Consider the following 16551-nt stretch of genomic DNA (forward strand, 5'->3'; position numbering starts at 1 on the left):
ATAAACTGCATTTGAATTGCGCTTCTTCACACCGAGTGATATCGGGCCAATGATACTCACTCGCAAGTGGAGGAAGACGTGAAGAGACGTGCTCTCGTGAAGACCGGCTTGGCATTCGGGTCCGGCGTGCTCATCGCCCGGCGCGCCTGGGCGCAGGGCGGTACGCTCAACCTCTACTCGGCGCGTCACTACAACACCGACGAGGCGCTGTACGGCAACTTTGCCGACCTGACCGGCGTCAAGATCAACCGCGTCGATGCCGAGCCCGATCCGCTGGTCCAGCGCCTGCGCACCGAGGGCGACAAGAGCCCCTGCGACGTGCTGATCACCACCGACGCCGGCCGCATCGAGCGGGCCCGCGAGATGGGCCTCCTGCAGCCGGTCAACTCCGCCGTTCTCGCCAAGGCCGTGCCGGCGCATCTGCGTGATCCGGACAACAACTGGTTCGGCTTCTCCAAGCGCGCCCGCGTCATCTTCTACAACAAGGAGAAGTTGAAGGAAGCCGATGCGCCCAAGACCTACGAGGCGCTGGCCGATCCGAAGTGGAAGAGCCAGATCCTGATCCGCCCGTCGGGCCATATCTACAACCAGTCGCTGGTCGGCTCGCTGCTGGCGGCGCTCGGTCCGGAGAAGACGGAAGCCTGGGCCAAGGGCGTCGCGGCCAACCTCGCGCGTCCGCCGCGCGGCGGCGACACCGACCAGCTCAAGGGCGCGGCGGCCGGCGAGGCGATGCTCGCGGTGTCCAACACCTACTACTACGTGAACCTGCTGCGCTCGAAGAAACCGGAGGACCGTGAGGTCGCTGCCAAGCTCGGTGTGATCTTCCCCGACCAGGCGGGCCGCGGCACGCATGTGAACATCAGCGGCGGCGCCGTGGCCAAGTACGCGCCCAACAAGGAAGCCGCGGTGAAGTTCCTCGAGTATCTCGTGTCGCCGCCGGCGCAGAAGTACTTCGCGGAAGGCAACTCGGAGTTCCCGGTGGTGACCGGCATCGAGCTGTCGCCCGAGCTGAAGTCGCTCGGCACCTTCAAGGAAGACCAGCTCAACGCCCGGGTGTTCGCGCAGAACAACGCCGAGGCGCTGAAGATCATGGACCGGGCGGGCTGGAAGTAGGCTGCCCGCGCGCCGGTGATCCCGCGGCCACCGCGCGGCTGAGCAGGATCACCGGCACCAGCGAGACGAGAACGATCACGATCGCGCCGACGGCCGCCTGGGCAAGGCGTTCGTCGGACGCGAACCGGAAGACGCCGATCGCCAGCGTGTCGAAGTTGAACGGGCGGATCAGCAGCGTCGCCGGCAATTCCTTCAGCACTTCCACGAACGCGATGATGCCGGCCGTCAGGGCCGGCGCCCGCAGCATCGGCAGGTGGATGTAGCGCAGCACCTGGTTGGGCCGTGCGCCCAGCACGCGTGCGCTCGCATCCATGGCGGGATCGATCGCCGCCAGTCCCGGCGCGATGCTGGCCATGCCGACGGCCAGGAAGCGGACCGTGTAGGCCAGCAGCAGCGCGAACGCGGTGCCGCTCAGCAGCAGTCCGGTCGGCAGGCCGAACAGTCCGCGCGACAGAAGATCGATGCCATGGTCGGCCACGGCGAGCGGCAGCAGCACGCCGACGGCGATGACGGCGCCCGGAATGGCATAGCCCAGCGAGGCGAATTCGATCGTGCGATTGAGCGCGCGGCGGCGCACGAGGCGGCCGGCATAGCTCAGGAACAGCGCCAGTCCGACGATGATGACGGCGGCCAGCGAGGCCAGGATCAGGCTGTTGATGCCGTCGCCGATGAAGCGCTGGTCGGCCATCACGGCGCCCGACCTCAGCGCAAGCTGCGCCAGATGCAGCGTCGGCAGAACGAACCCCAGCAGGACCGGCAGGGCACAGGCGACGAGGGCGGCCAGGGCGGCGCCCGCGGGCAGCGCCGGCGGCTCGGCACGTTGGCGCAGGTTCGAGGCGATGGCAAAGCTGGCGCGACCGCGCGAATGCCGTTCGAGCAGGATCAGCGCGACGGCGATGGCGATCAGGACGAGCGAAATCTGCGCCGCGCCCTCGCGATTGCCCATGCCGTACCAGGTCCGGTAGATCGCCGTCGTGAAGGTGTGGACGCCGTAATATTGCACGGTGCCGAAGTCGGCGAGCGTCTCGAGCAGGGCGAGGGCGAGGCCGGCGGCGATGGCCGGACGGGCAAGCGGCAGGCCGATGCGCAGGAAGGTCCGCCACGGTCCGTTGCCCAGGATGCGGCTGGCTTCGAGCAGCGCCTGCGACTGCGTCAGGAACGAGGCGCGCGCGGCGAGATAGACATAAGGGTAGAGAACCAGCGTGAACAGGAACGCGACGCCGGCGGCCGAGCCGAGGTCGGGGAACCAGTAATCGGCGTGCGACCATCCGGTGGCGCCGCGCAAGCCGGTCTGGATTGGACCGGCAAAGGCCATCAGGTCGGCATAGGCATAGCCGATGATGTAGGTCGGCAGGACCAGCGGCAGCAGCAGCGCCCATTGCAGCAGCCGGACGCCGGGGAACCGGCACATCGTCACCAGCCAAGCCGTCCCGGTGCCGATTACGACCGTGCCGATGCCGACGCCGAGCAGCAGCACGATCGTATTGCCGACGATGTCCTGCAGTTGCGTTTCCGCGAGGTGTCGCCAGAGCTCTCCCTGTGCCGTGAAGAGGCTGGAGGCGATGCCGAGCAGGGGCAGGGCGACGATCGCCGCCACGGCGAAGGCGCCCAGCCGCCAGATCACGGATGCACCAAAAGAAAACGCATGCCATCGCGGGGCGATGACATGCGTTCGAAGAGGGGCGCAGTGCCTGTCGGCACGCGCGTTACTTCTGGTCGGCCGGTGCTTCCTCGGCCGCAGCCTCGGCAGTCTCGCCTTCGCCCTCGGCGGCTGCGGCCGACTTGGCTTCGAACAGCGCGGCGGCCTGGTCGGCCGCACGCTGCGCGGCTTCCGCCGCTTCCATCTGCGCACGCTCGGTCTCGGCGACCAGCCTGCCGCCCTTGGCGAGGAACTCGGCCTCGTCGGCGGAGCGGGCAACGATCACCGAGATCTCGACCACGACTTCCGGATGGAGGTGGATCTTGATCTTGTGCTCGCCCAGCGCCTTGATCGGCTTGTCCAGTTCGACCTGGCTGCGCTCGATCTTCACGCCCTGGGTGGCAGCACCGTCGGCGATGTCGCGCGAGGTGACCGAACCGTAGAGCTGGAGCGCTTCGGAGGCCTGACGGATGATGATGACCTTGAGGTCGCTCATCTTGCCGCCGACCGCTTCGGCTTCCTGGCGGCGCTCGAGGTTCTGCGCCTCCAGGACCTTACGCTGCGATTCGAAGTAGGTGATGTTGTCCTTGGTCGCGCGCAGCGCCTTCTTCTGCGGCAGGAGGAAGTTGCGGGCGAAGCCGGGCTTCACCTTCACAACGTCGCCCATCTGGCCGAGCTTCGGCACGCGTTCGAGCAGGATGACGTTCATCGGCATGATTGCGTCTCCCGACTAGGCGATGAGGTAGGGCAGGAGCGCCAGGAAGCGGGCGCGCTTGATCGCCTGGGCGAGCTCGCGCTGCTTCTTGGACGAGACCGCCGAGATGCGGCTCGGAACGATCTTGCCGCGTTCGGAGACGAAGCGCTGAAGAAGGCGCACGTCCTTGTAGTCGATCTTCGGGGCGTTGGCGCCGGAGAACGGGCAGCTCTTGCGGCGGCGGGTAAACGGACGACGCTGGGCGCTCATACTTCTTCTCCCTCAGCAGCAACCGGGGCGGGACCGCCCTCATCGCCGAAGCGCGAACGCTCGCGGCGCGGCGGGCGATCGCCCCAGCGGTCGCCACGATCGCCGCCCGGACGATCGGACTTCTCGGCGCTGCGCACCATGATGGCCGACGGGGCTTCCTCGAGCTCGTCGACGCGCACGGTCATGTAGCGGATGATGTCTTCGTTGATCGACATCGTGCGCTCCAGCTCCTTCACCGCCGCCGCGGGGGCGTCGATGTTGAGCAGGGTGTAGTGACCCTTGCGGTTCTTCTTGATGCGGTAGGTCAGCGAACGCAGGCCCCAATACTCCTTCTTGGAGACGGTGCCGCCCAGGCTGGTGACCAGTTCGGAGAACTGGGTGGTCAGAGCCTCCACTTGCGTCGTCGCAACGTCCTGACGCGCAATGAAGACATTCTCGTAAAGTGCCATGTAGATTCGGCTCCTTATGGCTGTTAGCGACCCGGAGTTCCATGGGAACCGGCCGGATCTAGCCGCCCCATCGCGGAATGCATCGGGGCGGCAAGGAGATCGGGGCCGATTTAGGCCCCGAAGAGGGGCGGTTATACAGACCCGCGCCCCGAAAGCAAGGCATTCCCGGCCAGCTTGACTGCGTTGGTTACCCCGGTATGACTGCCGCAATTCGAGCTGAAATCAGGGGAAAACGCGCATGAGTCGGGCTTTTGTCTTTCCGGGGCAGGGATCGCAAGCTGTCGGCATGGGAGCCGACCTCGCCGCCGCCTTCGCCACCGCCCGGGAGGTATTCGGTGAAGTCGACGAGGCGCTGAAGCAGAATCTCTCGAAGTTGATGCGGGAAGGGCCGGAAAGCGACCTCGTCCTGACCGAGAATGCCCAGCCGGCCCTGATGGCCGCCAGCGTCGCCGTGGTCCGGATCCTGGAAAAGGACGGAGGCAAGCCGCTGCCGTCGCTCGCCGCCTACGTCGCGGGCCATTCGCTCGGCGAATACTCGGCCCTGGCGGCGGCCGGCGCCCTGAAACTCCCGGATGCCGCGCGTCTCCTGAAGCTGCGCGGCCAGTCGATGCAGAAGGCGGTGCCGGTCGGCGTCGGTGCCATGGCGGCGCTCCTCGGCATCGAGTTGGAGCCGGCGCAGGAAGCCTGCAAGGAAGCGGCCCAGGGCCAGGTGGTGGCGGTTGCCAACGACAATGGCGGCGGCCAGATCGTGGTGAGCGGCCATAAGGAAGCCGTCGAGCGCGCCATCGAGGTGGCCAAGACCAAGGGCTGCAAGCGCGGCATGATGCTGCCGGTCAGCGCCCCCTTCCATTGCCCGCTGATGCAGCCGGCTGCCGATGCGATGAAGGGCGCCCTGGAAGAAGTGGTGCTGATGCCGCCGCGTGTGCCCCTGGTTTCCAATGTGCTCGCGGCCGAACTCAGCGATCCCGACTCCATCAAGCAGCGGCTGGTGGAACAGGTCACCGGCCTCGTACGTTGGCGCGAGAGCGTGCAATATATGAAGGCCCGCGGCGTTGACGGGCTGGTCGAGTGCGGCACCGGCAAGGTCCTGTCGGGCCTCGCGAAACGCATCGACAAGGACATGACGGGCCTGGCACTGAACACGCCGGCCGATATCGAAGCCTTCCTGAAGACGGCCTGAGGAGAGAGTGCCATGTTCGATTTGACCGGCAAGGCAGCTCTCGTCACCGGCGCGTCCGGCGGCATCGGCGGCGCGATCGCACGCGCGCTCCACAAGCAGGGCGCGACCGTGACCCTGTCGGGCACGCGCGCCGAGGCGCTCGAACAGCTCAAGGCCTCGCTCGGCGACCGCGCGCATGTCGTGGTGGCCAAGATGGACGATCCCTCCGATATCGACCGGCTGGCCAAGGAGGCGGAAGCCGCCATGGGCGGCAAGCTCGATATCCTGGTGAACAATGCCGGCATCACGCGCGACAACATCTCGATGCGCATGAAGGACGAGGAATGGGAGAAGGTCCTGCAGGTGAACCTGACCGGGACTTTCCGCCTGATCCGTGCGGCGATGCGCGGGATGATGAAGCGGCGCTTCGGCCGGGTCATCAACATCACCTCGGTCGTGGGGGTCACCGGCAATCCGGGGCAGGCGAACTATGCGGCGGCGAAGGCCGGCCTGATCGGGATGTCGAAGTCGCTGGCGCAGGAACTGGCGTCGCGCAGCATCACCGTGAACTGCCTGGCGCCGGGTTTCATTGCCACGCCGATGACCGACGTGCTGACCGACGACCAGAAGAAGACCATCCTTGGCCGGGTGCCCGCCGACCGGCTCGGCACGCCGGAGGAGATCGCCGCCGGCGTGGTCTATCTCGCCAGCGACGAAGCGGCTTATGTCACGGGCCAGACGCTGCACATCAACGGCGGGATGGCGATGATCTGAGGGACAACCCTACAAGTGCCTGATTCTGTGGGCTTTTCGGACCTAGCCAATGGCACGGGAGCTATGTTAAGAGCCCGGCAATCGCCACCCCCTCCGGCGACCTGGGAATTTTGGATACACGGGAAGGACAAGAAAATGAGCGATATTGCCGAGCGCGTTAAGAAGATCGTCGTCGAGCATCTCGGTGTCGAGGCCGCGCAGGTCAAGGAAGAGGCCAAGTTCATCGACGATCTGGGCGCCGACAGCCTCGACACGGTGGAACTGGTGATGGCGTTCGAGGAAGAGTTCAGCATCGAGATTCCCGACGACGCGGCGGAGAAGATCCAGACCGTCGGCGATGCCATCGGCTTCATCAAAGGCACTGCGAAGTCCTGATCTCCACCGGTTCCTGAAAGAGGAAGGCGGAAGATGAGGCGCGTGGTCGTAACGGGCATGGGCATGGTGACGCCGTTGGGTGACGGCGTCGACACGAACTGGCGACGCCTGATGGCGGCTGAATCGGGCATCCGCTCGATTCAGGCTTTCGACACCTCGGACCTCGCGACCAAGATCGCGGGCGAGGTGCCTCAGGGCGACAAGGCGAACGGCCACTTCAATGTGGACGATTACCTGGCGCCCAAGGAGCAGCGGAAGCTCGACAAGTTCATCGTCTTCGGAATCGCGGCTGCCCAGCAGGCGGTCGAGGATTCCGGCTGGATGCCCAAGGACGAGGAAGGCCTCAACCGGACCGGAGTCATGATCGGCTCCGGCATCGGCGGCCTGCAGACGATCTACGAGACATCGCTGACCTTGAAGGAGCGGGGGCCGCGTCGCGTCAGCCCGTTCTTCATTCCGTCGGCGCTGATCAACCTCGTCTCGGGCCAGGTCTCGATCAAGTACGGCTTCAGGGGCCCCAACCACGCCGTCGTCACCGCCTGCGCCACCGGTGCGCATGCGATCGGCGATGCCGCGCGGCTGATCCAGTTCGAGGATGCCGACGTCATGGTGGCGGGCGGCGCCGAAGCCGCGATCTGCCGCATCGGCATCGCGGGGTTCAACGCCTGCAAGGCCCTGTCGACCGACTTCAACGACACGCCGACGCAGGCGTCGCGCCCCTGGGACAAGAAGCGCGACGGCTTCGTGATGGGCGAGGGCGCCGGCTGCCTGGTGCTCGAAGAGTACGAGCACGCGAAAAAGCGCGGCGCGAAGATCTACGCCGAGATCATCGGCTACGGCCTGTCGGGCGACGCCTATCACATCACGGCTCCGTCCGAGGATGGCGACGGCGCGGTGCGGGCCATGAAGGCGGCGCTGAAGCGCGCCAATCTCGGCACCGACCAGATCGACTACATCAACGCGCACGGCACATCGACGATGGCCGACGTGATCGAACTGGGCGCCGTGAAGCGCACCTTCGGCCAGGATGTCTACAATCTCTCGATGTCGTCGACCAAGTCGGCGACCGGCCATCTGCTGGGCGCCGCCGGCGCGATCGAGGCGATCTATTCCATCAAGTCGCTGATCGAGCAGGCGGTTCCGCCGACGCTCAACCTCGACGAGCCCGACGAAGGCTGCGACATCGACTTGGTGCCCAAGCAGGCCAAGCAGCGCAAGGTCCGCCATGCGCTGAGCAACTCGTTCGGATTTGGCGGCACCAACGCGGCCCTGATCGTCGCGCCGGTCTGAACGTCACCTTGAGGAGCTGAGTCATGCTCAGCTACTTCCGCTGGGTTCTCTTCTTCATCGCGCTGTTCGTCACGGTGATGGGCGGCACGATCTATGTCGGGCATGCCATCCTGACGGCGCAGGGGCCGCTCGAGGCGACGAAGAACGTCGTGATCCCGCGCGGCGCGGGACCGACCACCATGGCCAAGCTGCTGCAGGAGGAGGGCGTCATCGCCCATCCGCGCCTGTTCCGCGTGGCCCTGATGATCGATCCCTCGCCCAAGCCCATCAAGGCCGGCGAGTACGAGGTCCCGGCGCACACCTCGATGCAGGCGCTGGTCGAATTGCTGCAATCGGGCAAGGTCGTCCAGCGGCGACTCACCATTCCCGAGGGCATGACGACGCCCGAAGTGCTGGAGCTGGTGCGCAAGACCGAGGCCCTCACCGGCGACATCACGCTCGACGTGAAGGAGGGCGACCTCCTGCCCGAGACCTACTTCTATTCGCGCGAGGACACCCGCGACGGGCTGCTGCTGCGCATGAAGGAGGCGATGGAGAAGACGCTCGACGAGGCATGGCGCAAGCGCGCGGCCGGCCTGCCGCTCGCCAACAAGCGCGAGGCGCTGATCCTGGCGTCGATGATCGAGAAGGAGACGGCGGTGCCGGCCGAGCGCACCAAGGTGGCCGCGGTGTTCATCAACCGCCTGCGCCGCCGCATGAAGCTGGAGAGCGATCCCACCACCATCTACGGCCTGACCGAAGGCAAGGTGCCGCTCGGCCGCGACCTGACGCGGGCCGACCTGCAATCGAATACGCCGTTCAATACCTACGTGATCGCCGCCCTGCCGCGCGGGCCGATCTGCAATCCGGGGCGCGCCTCGATCGTGGCGGCGACCAACCCGGCGCGCGACCGCTCGCTCTTCTTCGTCGCCGACGGCCAGGGCGGCCACGCCTTCGCCACCACGCTTCCCGAGCACAATCGCAACGTCGAGCGCTGGCGCCAGATCCAGCGCGAGCGGGCGGAATCCCAGTCCCAGACGCAGCCGCAAACGCCGGCGCCACAGGCGCCGACGACCCGGCAATAGGCCATGCCTGCGGTATTCCTGCTGGCGCTTCTCGTCTTGGCCGGAATCGCGTTGGTGGTTGCCTGGTTCCTGCGGGCTAATCCTTCTTCGCTGGCGCGCGTGCTCCGCGTCATCATGGTGGTCCTGGGCGGCCTCGGCGTGGGCGGCCTGCTGATCTTTGGTCTGCGCTTTCTGCCCGGTCTTCTGCCGGAGCTGATGGGGTTGGCGGGCGTGGTCATCACCGCGCTGATCGCGCGGGCCTTCCGCAACCGCCCGTCCGGCGGGTTCAGCTCGCCGGGCACTGGGCAGCGCACCGAGGTGAACACGGCCTTCCTGAAGGCCTGGATCGACCATGCGAGCGGCGATGTCGGCGGCACGGTGCTGGCCGGCCGCTTCGCCGGGCGCACGCTCGACCTGCTGGGGGATACCGACCTTCTCGAACTGAGGACGGAATGCGCCGCGGATGCCGATTCGCTCCGGGTCCTCGAAGCCTATCTCGACCGCCGCCTGGGAGCGGAGTGGCGCAACGCGCAACGCACGCCGCCGCCCCGCGGCCCCCGCACCGACATGACGCGGGAGGAGGCGCTGGCGGTGCTGGGGCTGGCGCAAGGCGCGACGGCGGAGGAGATCCGCGCCGCCCATCGGCGCCTGATCCAGCGCATGCATCCCGATGTCGGCGGCTCGGCAGACCTTGCCGCGCGCATCAACCGCGCCAAGGATGTGCTGCTCGGTGGCTGATCTTGCCAGAAGGGGCGTCGACATGGCATCTAGCTCAGCTTGCGGATTGTCGTGTAACGATCCTGTCAAATCATTGATTCAGCTATAGAATCCAGGCCAGAACGAGGTCGATAAGCATGGCGCAACGTGTTCGGAAAGCTGTCCTGCCGGTCGCCGGTCTGGGGACCAGGTTCCTTCCCGCAACCAAGGCCATGCCCAAGGAGATGCTGACCGTCGTCGACCGTCCGCTCATCCAGTACGCGATCGAGGAATCCCTTGCCGCCGGCATCGAGGAGTTCGTCTTCGTCTCGGGGCGCAACAAGGGCGCGCTGGAGGATCACTTCGATCACGCCTACGAGCTCGAGGCGACGCTGGAACAGCGCAAGAAGGCGCCGGAGCTGAAGCTGACGCAGGCCGCCACGATCAAGCCGGGCAATGCCATCTTCACGCGCCAGCAGAAGCCGCTCGGCCTCGGCCACGCCGTGTGGTGCGCCCGTCACTGGATCGGCGACGAGCCGTTCGCCGTCCTTCTGCCGGACGAACTGACGATCGACACGCCGAGCTGCATCGGCCAGCTCGTGCAGGCGCACGAGAAGACCGGCGGCAGCGTGGTCGCGGTGATGGAAGTGCCGCGCGAGCAGACCAAGAGCTACGGCATCGCGGCGGTGAAGAACGAGAGCGGCAACCTGTCGGAGATCACCGGCATGGTGGAAAAGCCCAAGCCCGAGGAGGCGCCCTCCAACCTGGCGCTGATCGGCCGTTACGTGCTGCTGCCCGAAGTGTTCGGTCATCTCGACCGGCATGAGACCGGCGCCGGTGGCGAGATCCAGCTTACCGACGCGATGGCGAAGATGATCGGCCATAGCCCGTTCCATGCGCTGCGCTATGCTGGCCAGCGTTACGATTGCGGCAGCCGGATCGGCTTCCTCGAAGCCAATGTGGCCGTGGCCCTGCATCGTCCCGACACGACTGTGGAGACGCGCGCTCTCCTTGGCCGTCTTCTGAAAGGCTAGCTGCGATGCGTATTGCGATGATCGGTTCGGGCTATGTCGGACTGGTGTCCGGTGCCTGCTTCGCCCAGTTCGGGCACGACGTCATTTGCGTCGACAAGGATGCCGGCAAGATCGAGCGGCTGCTGAAAGGCGAGATCCCGATCTTCGAGCCCGGTCTCGACAAGCTGGTCGAGGACAATGTGCAGGCCGCCCGCCTGTCGTTCGGCACCGACCTGGCGGCCGCGGTGGGCGATGCCGACGCGGTGTTCATCGCGGTGGGGACGCCGACGCGGCGCGGCGACGGCCATGCCGACCTGTCCTATGTCTATGCCGCGGCGGCCGAGATCGCCCGGGCGATCACCGGCTATACGGTGGTGGTGACCAAGTCGACGGTGCCGGTGGGCACCGGCCGGGAGGTGACGCGCATCATCCGCGAGGCGCGGCCGGCGGCGGAGTTCGACGTCGTGTCGAACCCGGAGTTCCTGCGCGAGGGCGCGGCGATCGAGGACTTCATGAAGCCCGACCGCGTGGTGATCGGCGTCGAGAGCCAGCGGGCGCGCGACGTGATGGCGGGGATCTACCGGCCGCTGAACCTGATCCAGACGCCGATGGTGTTCACCAACGTCGAGACGGCGGAGGTGACGAAGTACGCGGGCAACGCCTTCCTGGCGACCAAGATCACCTTCATCAACGAGATCGCGGACCTGTGCGAGCGGGTCGGTGCGGACGTGCACGATGTGGCGCGGGGGATTGGGCTGGACGGCCGGATCGGGCGGAAGTTCCTGCATCCGGGTCCGGGGTTCGGCGGCTCGTGCTTCCCCAAGGATACGCTGGCGCTGGCCTATACGGCGCGCGAGGCCAATGCGCCGCAGACGATCGTCGAGCAGGTGATCGAGGTGAACAACAGCCGCAAGAAGAAGATGGCGCAGAAGGTCATCGATTTCTGCGGCGGCTCGGTGGCGGGGCTGACGATCGGGGTGCTGGGGCTGACCTTCAAGCCCAACACCGACGACATGCGCGATGCACCGTCGCTGGACATCGTGCCGGCGCTGCAGGCGGCGGGCGGGCGGATCGTGGCGTTCGATCCCGAAGGCATGACCGAATCGGGTCATCTCTTCAAAGACGTGACCTTTGCCAAGACCGCCTACGAAGCGGTGACGGGCGCCGACGTCCTTGTGGTGATCACCGAATGGCCCGAGTTCCGCGGCCTCGACCCGCGCCGCATCAAGGAGGCGATGCGCCAGCCGCGCATCGTCGACCTGCGCAACATCTTCGATCCCGGCGAAATGCGGTCGCTTGGCTTCGCTTACGAAGGCGTCGGCCGCCCAAGCCCGCGCGCCTGAATTTCTCACGGTCTGTTTCCGGAGTTTCATTTCATGAGCCACAAGTTCGATTCGAGCATCCTGCGTGAGTACGATATCCGCGGTATCGTGGGCGGCACGGTCCATGCGGCCGACGCGCGGGCGATCGGTCGTACGCTGGGCACGCTCGTCCGACGCAAGGGCGGCAAGCGCGTGGCGCTGGGTTACGATGGCCGACTGAGCTCGCCGGAACTCGCGGCCGCCTGCATCGAGGGCCTGACCTCGGCCGGGATCGACGTGATCGACATCGGGCTCGCGGCGACGCCGATGCTCTACTTCGCGGTCTATCACCTCGAGGCCGACGGCGGCATCCAGATCACCGGATCGCACAATCCGCCGGACTACAACGGCTTCAAGATGATGATGGGCAAGAAGTCGTTCTTCGGTGCCGACATCCAGACCCTGGGCGAAATGGCCGGCAAGGGCGATTGGGAAACCGGGCAGGGCAAGGTCGAGAAGCGGCCGGTCCTCGCCGACTATGCGGCGCGCCTGCTGCGCGACGTGAAGCCCGGCAAGAAGCTCAAGGTTGCCTGGGACACCGGCAACGGTGCGGTCGGCGTCTCGATCCACGCCGTCGTCGACAAGCTCGAGGGCGAACACTTCATTCTCAACGAGAAGGTCGACGGCACTTTCCCGTCGCATCATCCGGATCCGACCGTGCCGAAGAACCTCGAGCAGCTGATTGCCGAGGTGAAGAAGCAGGGCTGCGATCTCGGCATCGCCTTCGACGGCGACGGCGACCGGATCGGCGCCGTCGACGGCAAGGGCCGCATCCTGTGGGGCGACCAGCTCCTGGTCCTGTGGTCGCGCGACGTGCTGAAGAGCCATCCCGGCGCGACCATCATCGCCGACGTCAAAGCGAGCCAGGTGCTGTTCGACGAGATCGCCAAGGCCGGCGGCAAGCCGATGATGTTCAAGACCGGCCATTCGCTGATCAAGAGCAAGATGGCCGAGATCGGCTCGCCGCTCGCAGGCGAGATGAGCGGCCACGTGTTCTTCGCCGACACTTTCTACGGCTTCGACGATGCGCTCTATTGTGGCCTGCGCCTGCTCAACATCGTGGCCAATTCGAAGGAGAGCCTGGCCGAAATGCGCGATGGGCTGCCCCAGCCGGTCAACACGCCCGAACTGCGCTTCGACTGCGCCGACGACCAGAAGTTCGGTGTGGTCGAGAAGGTCAAGGCCAAGCTGCAGAAGGACGGCGCCAAGTTCTCCGATGTCGACGGCGTCCGGGTCAGCACCAAGGATGGCTGGTGGCTCCTGCGGGCCTCGAACACCCAGCCCGTCCTGGTGGCGCGCTGCGAGGCGGCCGACGATGCCGGACTGGAGCGATTGATGGCCGACCTGAAGGCCGCCCTGGCGGCTTGCGGTGTGGAGTTGCCGGACGATGCGTCTTCCGGCCATCATCACTGATGCGCTTCTTCTTCTACGGCAGCCTGCTCGACCCCGACGTGACGGCGCTGGTCATCGGCCGGCGCCTGCCGCCCAGATCATGGGTGCCCGCGACCCTCGCGGGCTATTCGCGGCGCAAGGCGGCCGGCGTGACCTATCCGGTGGCGGTGCCCGATCCGAAGGGGATCGTGCAGGGCGCCGTGGTGGGAGGCTTCAGCCGGCTCGAAGTCGAACGTCTCTCGGCATACGAGGGGGCGCGCTACAGGATCGCGCCGCTGAAGGTGCGTGTCGATGGCCGGCTGACCGTGGTCTCGGTCTTCGAGCCGAAGGAGAAAGCGTTCCAGCCGGTCGACGGCGAATGGTCGCTGATCGAGTGGCAGCGGCGCGACAAGCGCAAGTTCGTCGACCGGATCCGGCGCGTCTTCAGCGTGCACCCGGCGTATTCCAGGCGGTGACCTGGAGCGCCGAGCAGTAGACTTTCCGCTTTTCGAGGCGCTTGCAGCCTTCGGTGGCCTGTTCCTGCGACAGGTTGATGAGCCGTGCGCGGTGAAAGACGCGGTTGGCCATCTGCACTTCGTCGACGATGGCCGAGGCCGAGCGCGCATCGGGCAGCGCCGCGGCGGCGCGTTCGAGGGCGGCCTGAGCGGCCTGCGGTTCGCTGAACGAGCCGACCTGGATCACCCAGCTCCCGAGAGCGGGTGTGTCCGGCATGGCGGGGGCCGGTGCCGGGTTGGCCGGCGGTGCCGCGGCGAAGGCGGCCGTGGTCGCGGGCTTCGCCGGAGCGGGGGCCACGAAGCCCGCGTACTTCGGACTGACCTGCTGTTGCTGGGCCTGCTGCGGTTGCTGCTGCGGCTGGGCCGCGGCCGGCGGGCGATAGGCTTCGGCGAAGCTGGCGCCGGGATCGAACTGGGCGGCGGTGTAGCGCGCCGACGGGGGCTTGCGCACCGACGTCCAGGGCGAGAGCTGCATGGCGGCTGCCAGCGTGAAGCCGCGATCCATGAGGTCGGCCATGGTGCGGTCGCGCTGGGCGGCGCTGGGCCCGCCCATGACGACACCGATCAGGCGTCGGTTGTCGCGTACGGCCGACATCACGAGGTTGAAGCCGGAGGCATTCGTGTAGCCGGTCTTCAGACCGTCGGCGCCGTCATAGTTGCCGAGCATGCGATTGTGGTTCGTGAGGGCACGGCCGCGATAGGCGTAGCTCTGCACCGAGAAGATTGCGTAGTAATGCGGGTAGTCGCGCAGCAGCGCGTTGGCGAGCTTGGCGAGGTCGCGGGCGGTGGTGACCTGCTCGCTGTTGGGCAGGCCCGATGCGTTCCGGAACACCGTCGAACTCATGCCGAGCTGGCGGGCCTTCTGGGTCATCAGGCGGGCGAAGGCCTCCTCGCTGCCGGCAAGGCCTTCGGCCAGGAGCACCGCGGCGTCGTTGGCCGAACGCGTCACCAGCGCCATCGTGGCGTCGCGCACGTTCACCGTGCCGCCCGGCGTCATGCCCATCTTGGTGGGCGGCGCATTGAGCGAATTGATCGACACCGGCAGGCCGTCGCCGAGCGACAGCCGGCCCGAATCGAGGGCCGAGAAGGTGAGGTAGATCGTCATCAGCTTGGTGAGTGATGCCGGATGACGCAGCTCGTCGGCACGATCGGACGCCAGCTCGCGGCCGCTGGTCGCGTCGACGATCAGGTAGGATTCTTTTGCCGAGACCCCGGGATTGGCCACCCAGGAAGAGGAGGTGTTGCGCGAGGCGGCCTTGGCGCGGGCCTTGGCGGGCGGTGCGGCGCGCTTGACCGACTTCGCCTGCGTCTGGGCGTCAACCGGCGACGGCGCGAGCGAGGCACCAAGAAAAAGAATGCTGACGGCGACCCAGGAAAAGCCGACCGCAATTCGCCTGAGGGGGAAAATCATTGCGAATACGCCACACGCGAAATCTGATTCTTGTGCCCATACAATAGGTTATGAGCAGTTGCTGGAACTTTACTAAAGTTTGTGGGGCTATGCAACTTTAGTCATGCCGCTCTGCTGCCCAAGTTGGTTCGGATTATGCTGGTCCCCCTTTAGGAGGCGTGATGAAGGCTTTTTTTGTGGCGCTGGCTGCCCTGACCATCCTCTCGGCGGCGCCGGCCATGGCGCAGCGGCCCGATCGCAACGTCGAACTGCCGGTCGTGCGCAGCTTCCATTGGTTCGACTTCGTCGCGGCCAACGATATCCGAGAAGCCTGTGCACCGGGCGGGCGCAACCGCCTCAGGCTCATCTACAATGCGCTGTGGGAGGAGCAGGTCCGCGTCTACGAGATCTTCCTGCAGCCCGACGGCACGGCCGGCATGAACATCGGCGTGCTGGAGGGGCAGGGCAACGTCACGGCCGGCATCACCAACATGCTGATCTCCAACCCCAAGGACATCTTCGCGCCCTGGAGCATGAAGGGCGGCCAGCGCCTCCTGACCGTCGACGAAACCCGCGATCTCGTGGGGTTGCTCGAAGAGAGCCGCGCCTTCGGCCCTCCGCGGGACGGAATGCGCCTGCCGGACAACGATTTCTGGTGGACCGTCGCGTCGTGCCGCAACGGCGTCTGGGGCTTTCAGGCCTACCACTATCCGACCGACGGCTTCGCGAATGTGAAATTCGCGGCCCGGCTGTTCTCGTGGGACAAGGTGCCGATCCCGGTCAATCCGCCCCGCAAGCTGGAGCCCGCCGAACTGCGCCGTGACATGAACGCGCCGGTCCACCGTGCCCGCGCCGATCGCTGGATGCTGGTGGTCGGAAAGGATGGTCTCCGGCCGAGGTAGCGGAACCCGTAACGCTACCTATATAATTCCTGTGTTGCTTGATCTCGGAGCGTGACGACGACGATGGACTTTCTGCGCAGCGAAGGCGAATGGCGGATCAGCGGGACGGGCGAACCTCCCCAGCAGCCGCCGGGCGGACCGCCCCAGCAGCCGCCGCGTCGTGACGACGGCGAGGGCGGCGACGATGGCCGAACCGGTGCGCTTACGCTCACGCGGACCCGCACCAAGAAGCCGTCGATGTACAAGGTGCTGATGCTGAACGACGACTACACGCCGATGGAGTTCGTGGTCGACGTTCTGCAGAACATCTTCCAGAAGAATCGCGAAGAAGCGACCGAGGTCATGCTCCACGTCCACCAGAAGGGCGTCGGGGTCTGCGGTGTCTACACGTACGAGATCGCCGAGACCAAGGTGACCCAGACGGTCGATTACGCCCGCAAGAACCAGCACCCTCTCCAGTGCACGTTGGAGAAAGAGTAACGACGACCGAGAGTAGT

Annotated in this window: 18 protein-coding genes; 13 read left to right on the forward strand and 5 right to left on the reverse strand. The window is 66.3% G+C overall.

Annotated features, from left to right (window positions below; all coding sequences use genetic code 11):
- The first annotated feature begins 78 nt into the window (after window positions 1-78).
- On the forward strand, window positions 79-1113 hold the full coding sequence (locus AC1ROX_RS17220) for a Fe(3+) ABC transporter substrate-binding protein (RefSeq protein ID WP_493127287.1): 1035 nt from the start codon (window positions 79-81) through the stop codon (window positions 1111-1113).
- Here the strand turns inward: AC1ROX_RS17220 and AC1ROX_RS17225 are convergent.
- The 4 genes from AC1ROX_RS17225 to rpsF all read right to left on the reverse strand — a co-directional run bounded on the left by AC1ROX_RS17225 (window position 1088) and on the right by rpsF (window position 4165).
- Window positions 1088-2737, reverse strand: coding sequence for an ABC transporter permease (locus tag AC1ROX_RS17225; RefSeq protein WP_493127289.1), 1650 nt, complete (start codon window positions 2735-2737; stop codon window positions 1088-1090). The genes AC1ROX_RS17220 and AC1ROX_RS17225 overlap by 26 nt on opposite strands.
- 82 nt (window positions 2738-2819) lie before the next feature.
- Window positions 2820-3461, reverse strand: a complete 642-nt coding sequence (gene rplI / locus AC1ROX_RS17230) for a 50S ribosomal protein L9 (RefSeq protein WP_493127659.1) — start codon at window positions 3459-3461, stop codon at window positions 2820-2822.
- Window positions 3462-3482: 21 nt separating this feature from the next.
- Entirely contained in the window at window positions 3483-3716 is a 234-nt protein-coding gene (gene rpsR / locus AC1ROX_RS17235) for a 30S ribosomal protein S18 (protein WP_068191954.1), read from the reverse strand.
- The gene (rpsF, locus tag AC1ROX_RS17240; RefSeq protein ID WP_493127291.1) at window positions 3713-4165 is read right to left on the reverse strand and encodes a 30S ribosomal protein S6; all 453 of its coding nucleotides are present in this window, start codon (window positions 4163-4165) and stop codon (window positions 3713-3715) included. The genes rpsR and rpsF overlap by 4 nt, the downstream gene beginning before the upstream one ends.
- A gap of 238 nt (window positions 4166-4403) precedes the next feature.
- Between rpsF and fabD the strand changes: the two genes are divergently transcribed.
- The 10 genes from fabD to AC1ROX_RS17290 all read left to right on the forward strand — a co-directional run bounded on the left by fabD (window position 4404) and on the right by AC1ROX_RS17290 (window position 13723).
- Window positions 4404-5345, forward strand: a complete 942-nt coding sequence (gene fabD, locus AC1ROX_RS17245) for an ACP S-malonyltransferase (protein ID WP_493127292.1) — start codon at window positions 4404-4406, stop codon at window positions 5343-5345.
- Window positions 5346-5357: 12 nt separating this feature from the next.
- Window positions 5358-6098 (forward strand): 3-oxoacyl-[acyl-carrier-protein] reductase, encoded by a 741-nt coding sequence (gene fabG, locus AC1ROX_RS17250; RefSeq protein WP_493127294.1) that lies wholly within the window; start codon window positions 5358-5360, stop codon window positions 6096-6098.
- A 135-nt stretch (window positions 6099-6233) separates the two neighbouring features.
- Complete coding sequence (locus AC1ROX_RS17255) at window positions 6234-6473, forward strand: acyl carrier protein (RefSeq protein WP_493127295.1); 240 nt, start codon at window positions 6234-6236, stop codon at window positions 6471-6473.
- A gap of 33 nt (window positions 6474-6506) precedes the next feature.
- Window positions 6507-7763, forward strand: a complete 1257-nt coding sequence (gene fabF, locus AC1ROX_RS17260) for a beta-ketoacyl-ACP synthase II (protein ID WP_493127296.1) — start codon at window positions 6507-6509, stop codon at window positions 7761-7763.
- Window positions 7764-7786: 23 nt separating this feature from the next.
- Window positions 7787-8827: an endolytic transglycosylase MltG gene (gene mltG, locus AC1ROX_RS17265; RefSeq protein ID WP_493127298.1), complete on the forward strand. Its 1041-nt coding sequence runs from the start codon at window positions 7787-7789 to the stop codon at window positions 8825-8827.
- A 3-nt stretch (window positions 8828-8830) separates the two neighbouring features.
- Entirely contained in the window at window positions 8831-9544 is a 714-nt protein-coding gene (locus AC1ROX_RS17270; RefSeq protein WP_493127300.1) for a J domain-containing protein, read from the forward strand.
- Between the two features lie 116 nt (window positions 9545-9660).
- Window positions 9661-10536 carry a UTP--glucose-1-phosphate uridylyltransferase GalU gene (gene galU, locus AC1ROX_RS17275; protein WP_493127301.1) on the forward strand — a complete coding sequence of 292 codons (876 nt, stop codon included), beginning with the start codon at window positions 9661-9663 and terminating at the stop codon, window positions 10534-10536.
- 5 nt (window positions 10537-10541) lie between these two features.
- Window positions 10542-11858, forward strand: a complete 1317-nt coding sequence (locus AC1ROX_RS17280; RefSeq protein ID WP_493127302.1) for a UDP-glucose dehydrogenase family protein — start codon at window positions 10542-10544, stop codon at window positions 11856-11858.
- Between the two features lie 33 nt (window positions 11859-11891).
- The gene (gene pgmG / locus AC1ROX_RS17285; protein WP_493127304.1) at window positions 11892-13289 is read left to right on the forward strand and encodes a phosphoglucomutase/phosphomannomutase PgmG; all 1398 of its coding nucleotides are present in this window, start codon (window positions 11892-11894) and stop codon (window positions 13287-13289) included.
- The gene (locus tag AC1ROX_RS17290) at window positions 13289-13723 is read left to right on the forward strand and encodes a gamma-glutamylcyclotransferase family protein (protein ID WP_493127306.1); all 435 of its coding nucleotides are present in this window, start codon (window positions 13289-13291) and stop codon (window positions 13721-13723) included. Before pgmG ends, AC1ROX_RS17290 begins: the two co-directional genes overlap by 1 nt.
- Here AC1ROX_RS17290 and AC1ROX_RS17295 read toward each other — a convergent pair.
- Window positions 13692-15173, reverse strand: coding sequence for a D-alanyl-D-alanine carboxypeptidase family protein (locus AC1ROX_RS17295; RefSeq protein WP_493127308.1), 1482 nt, complete (start codon window positions 15171-15173; stop codon window positions 13692-13694). The genes AC1ROX_RS17290 and AC1ROX_RS17295 overlap by 32 nt on opposite strands.
- Window positions 15174-15334: 161 nt before the next feature.
- Between AC1ROX_RS17295 and AC1ROX_RS17300 the strand changes: the two genes are divergently transcribed.
- Together AC1ROX_RS17300 and clpS are read left to right on the forward strand one after the other, a co-directional pair.
- Window positions 15335-16054, forward strand: a complete 720-nt coding sequence (locus AC1ROX_RS17300; protein WP_493127310.1) for a hypothetical protein — start codon at window positions 15335-15337, stop codon at window positions 16052-16054.
- A 51-nt stretch (window positions 16055-16105) separates the two neighbouring features.
- Window positions 16106-16534 (forward strand): ATP-dependent Clp protease adapter ClpS, encoded by a 429-nt coding sequence (gene clpS, locus AC1ROX_RS17305; RefSeq protein ID WP_493127312.1) that lies wholly within the window; start codon window positions 16106-16108, stop codon window positions 16532-16534.
- Window positions 16535-16551: the final 17 nt, after the last annotated feature.

It is taken from the genome of Reyranella sp. GW821-FHT14A01 (assembly GCF_058803965.1).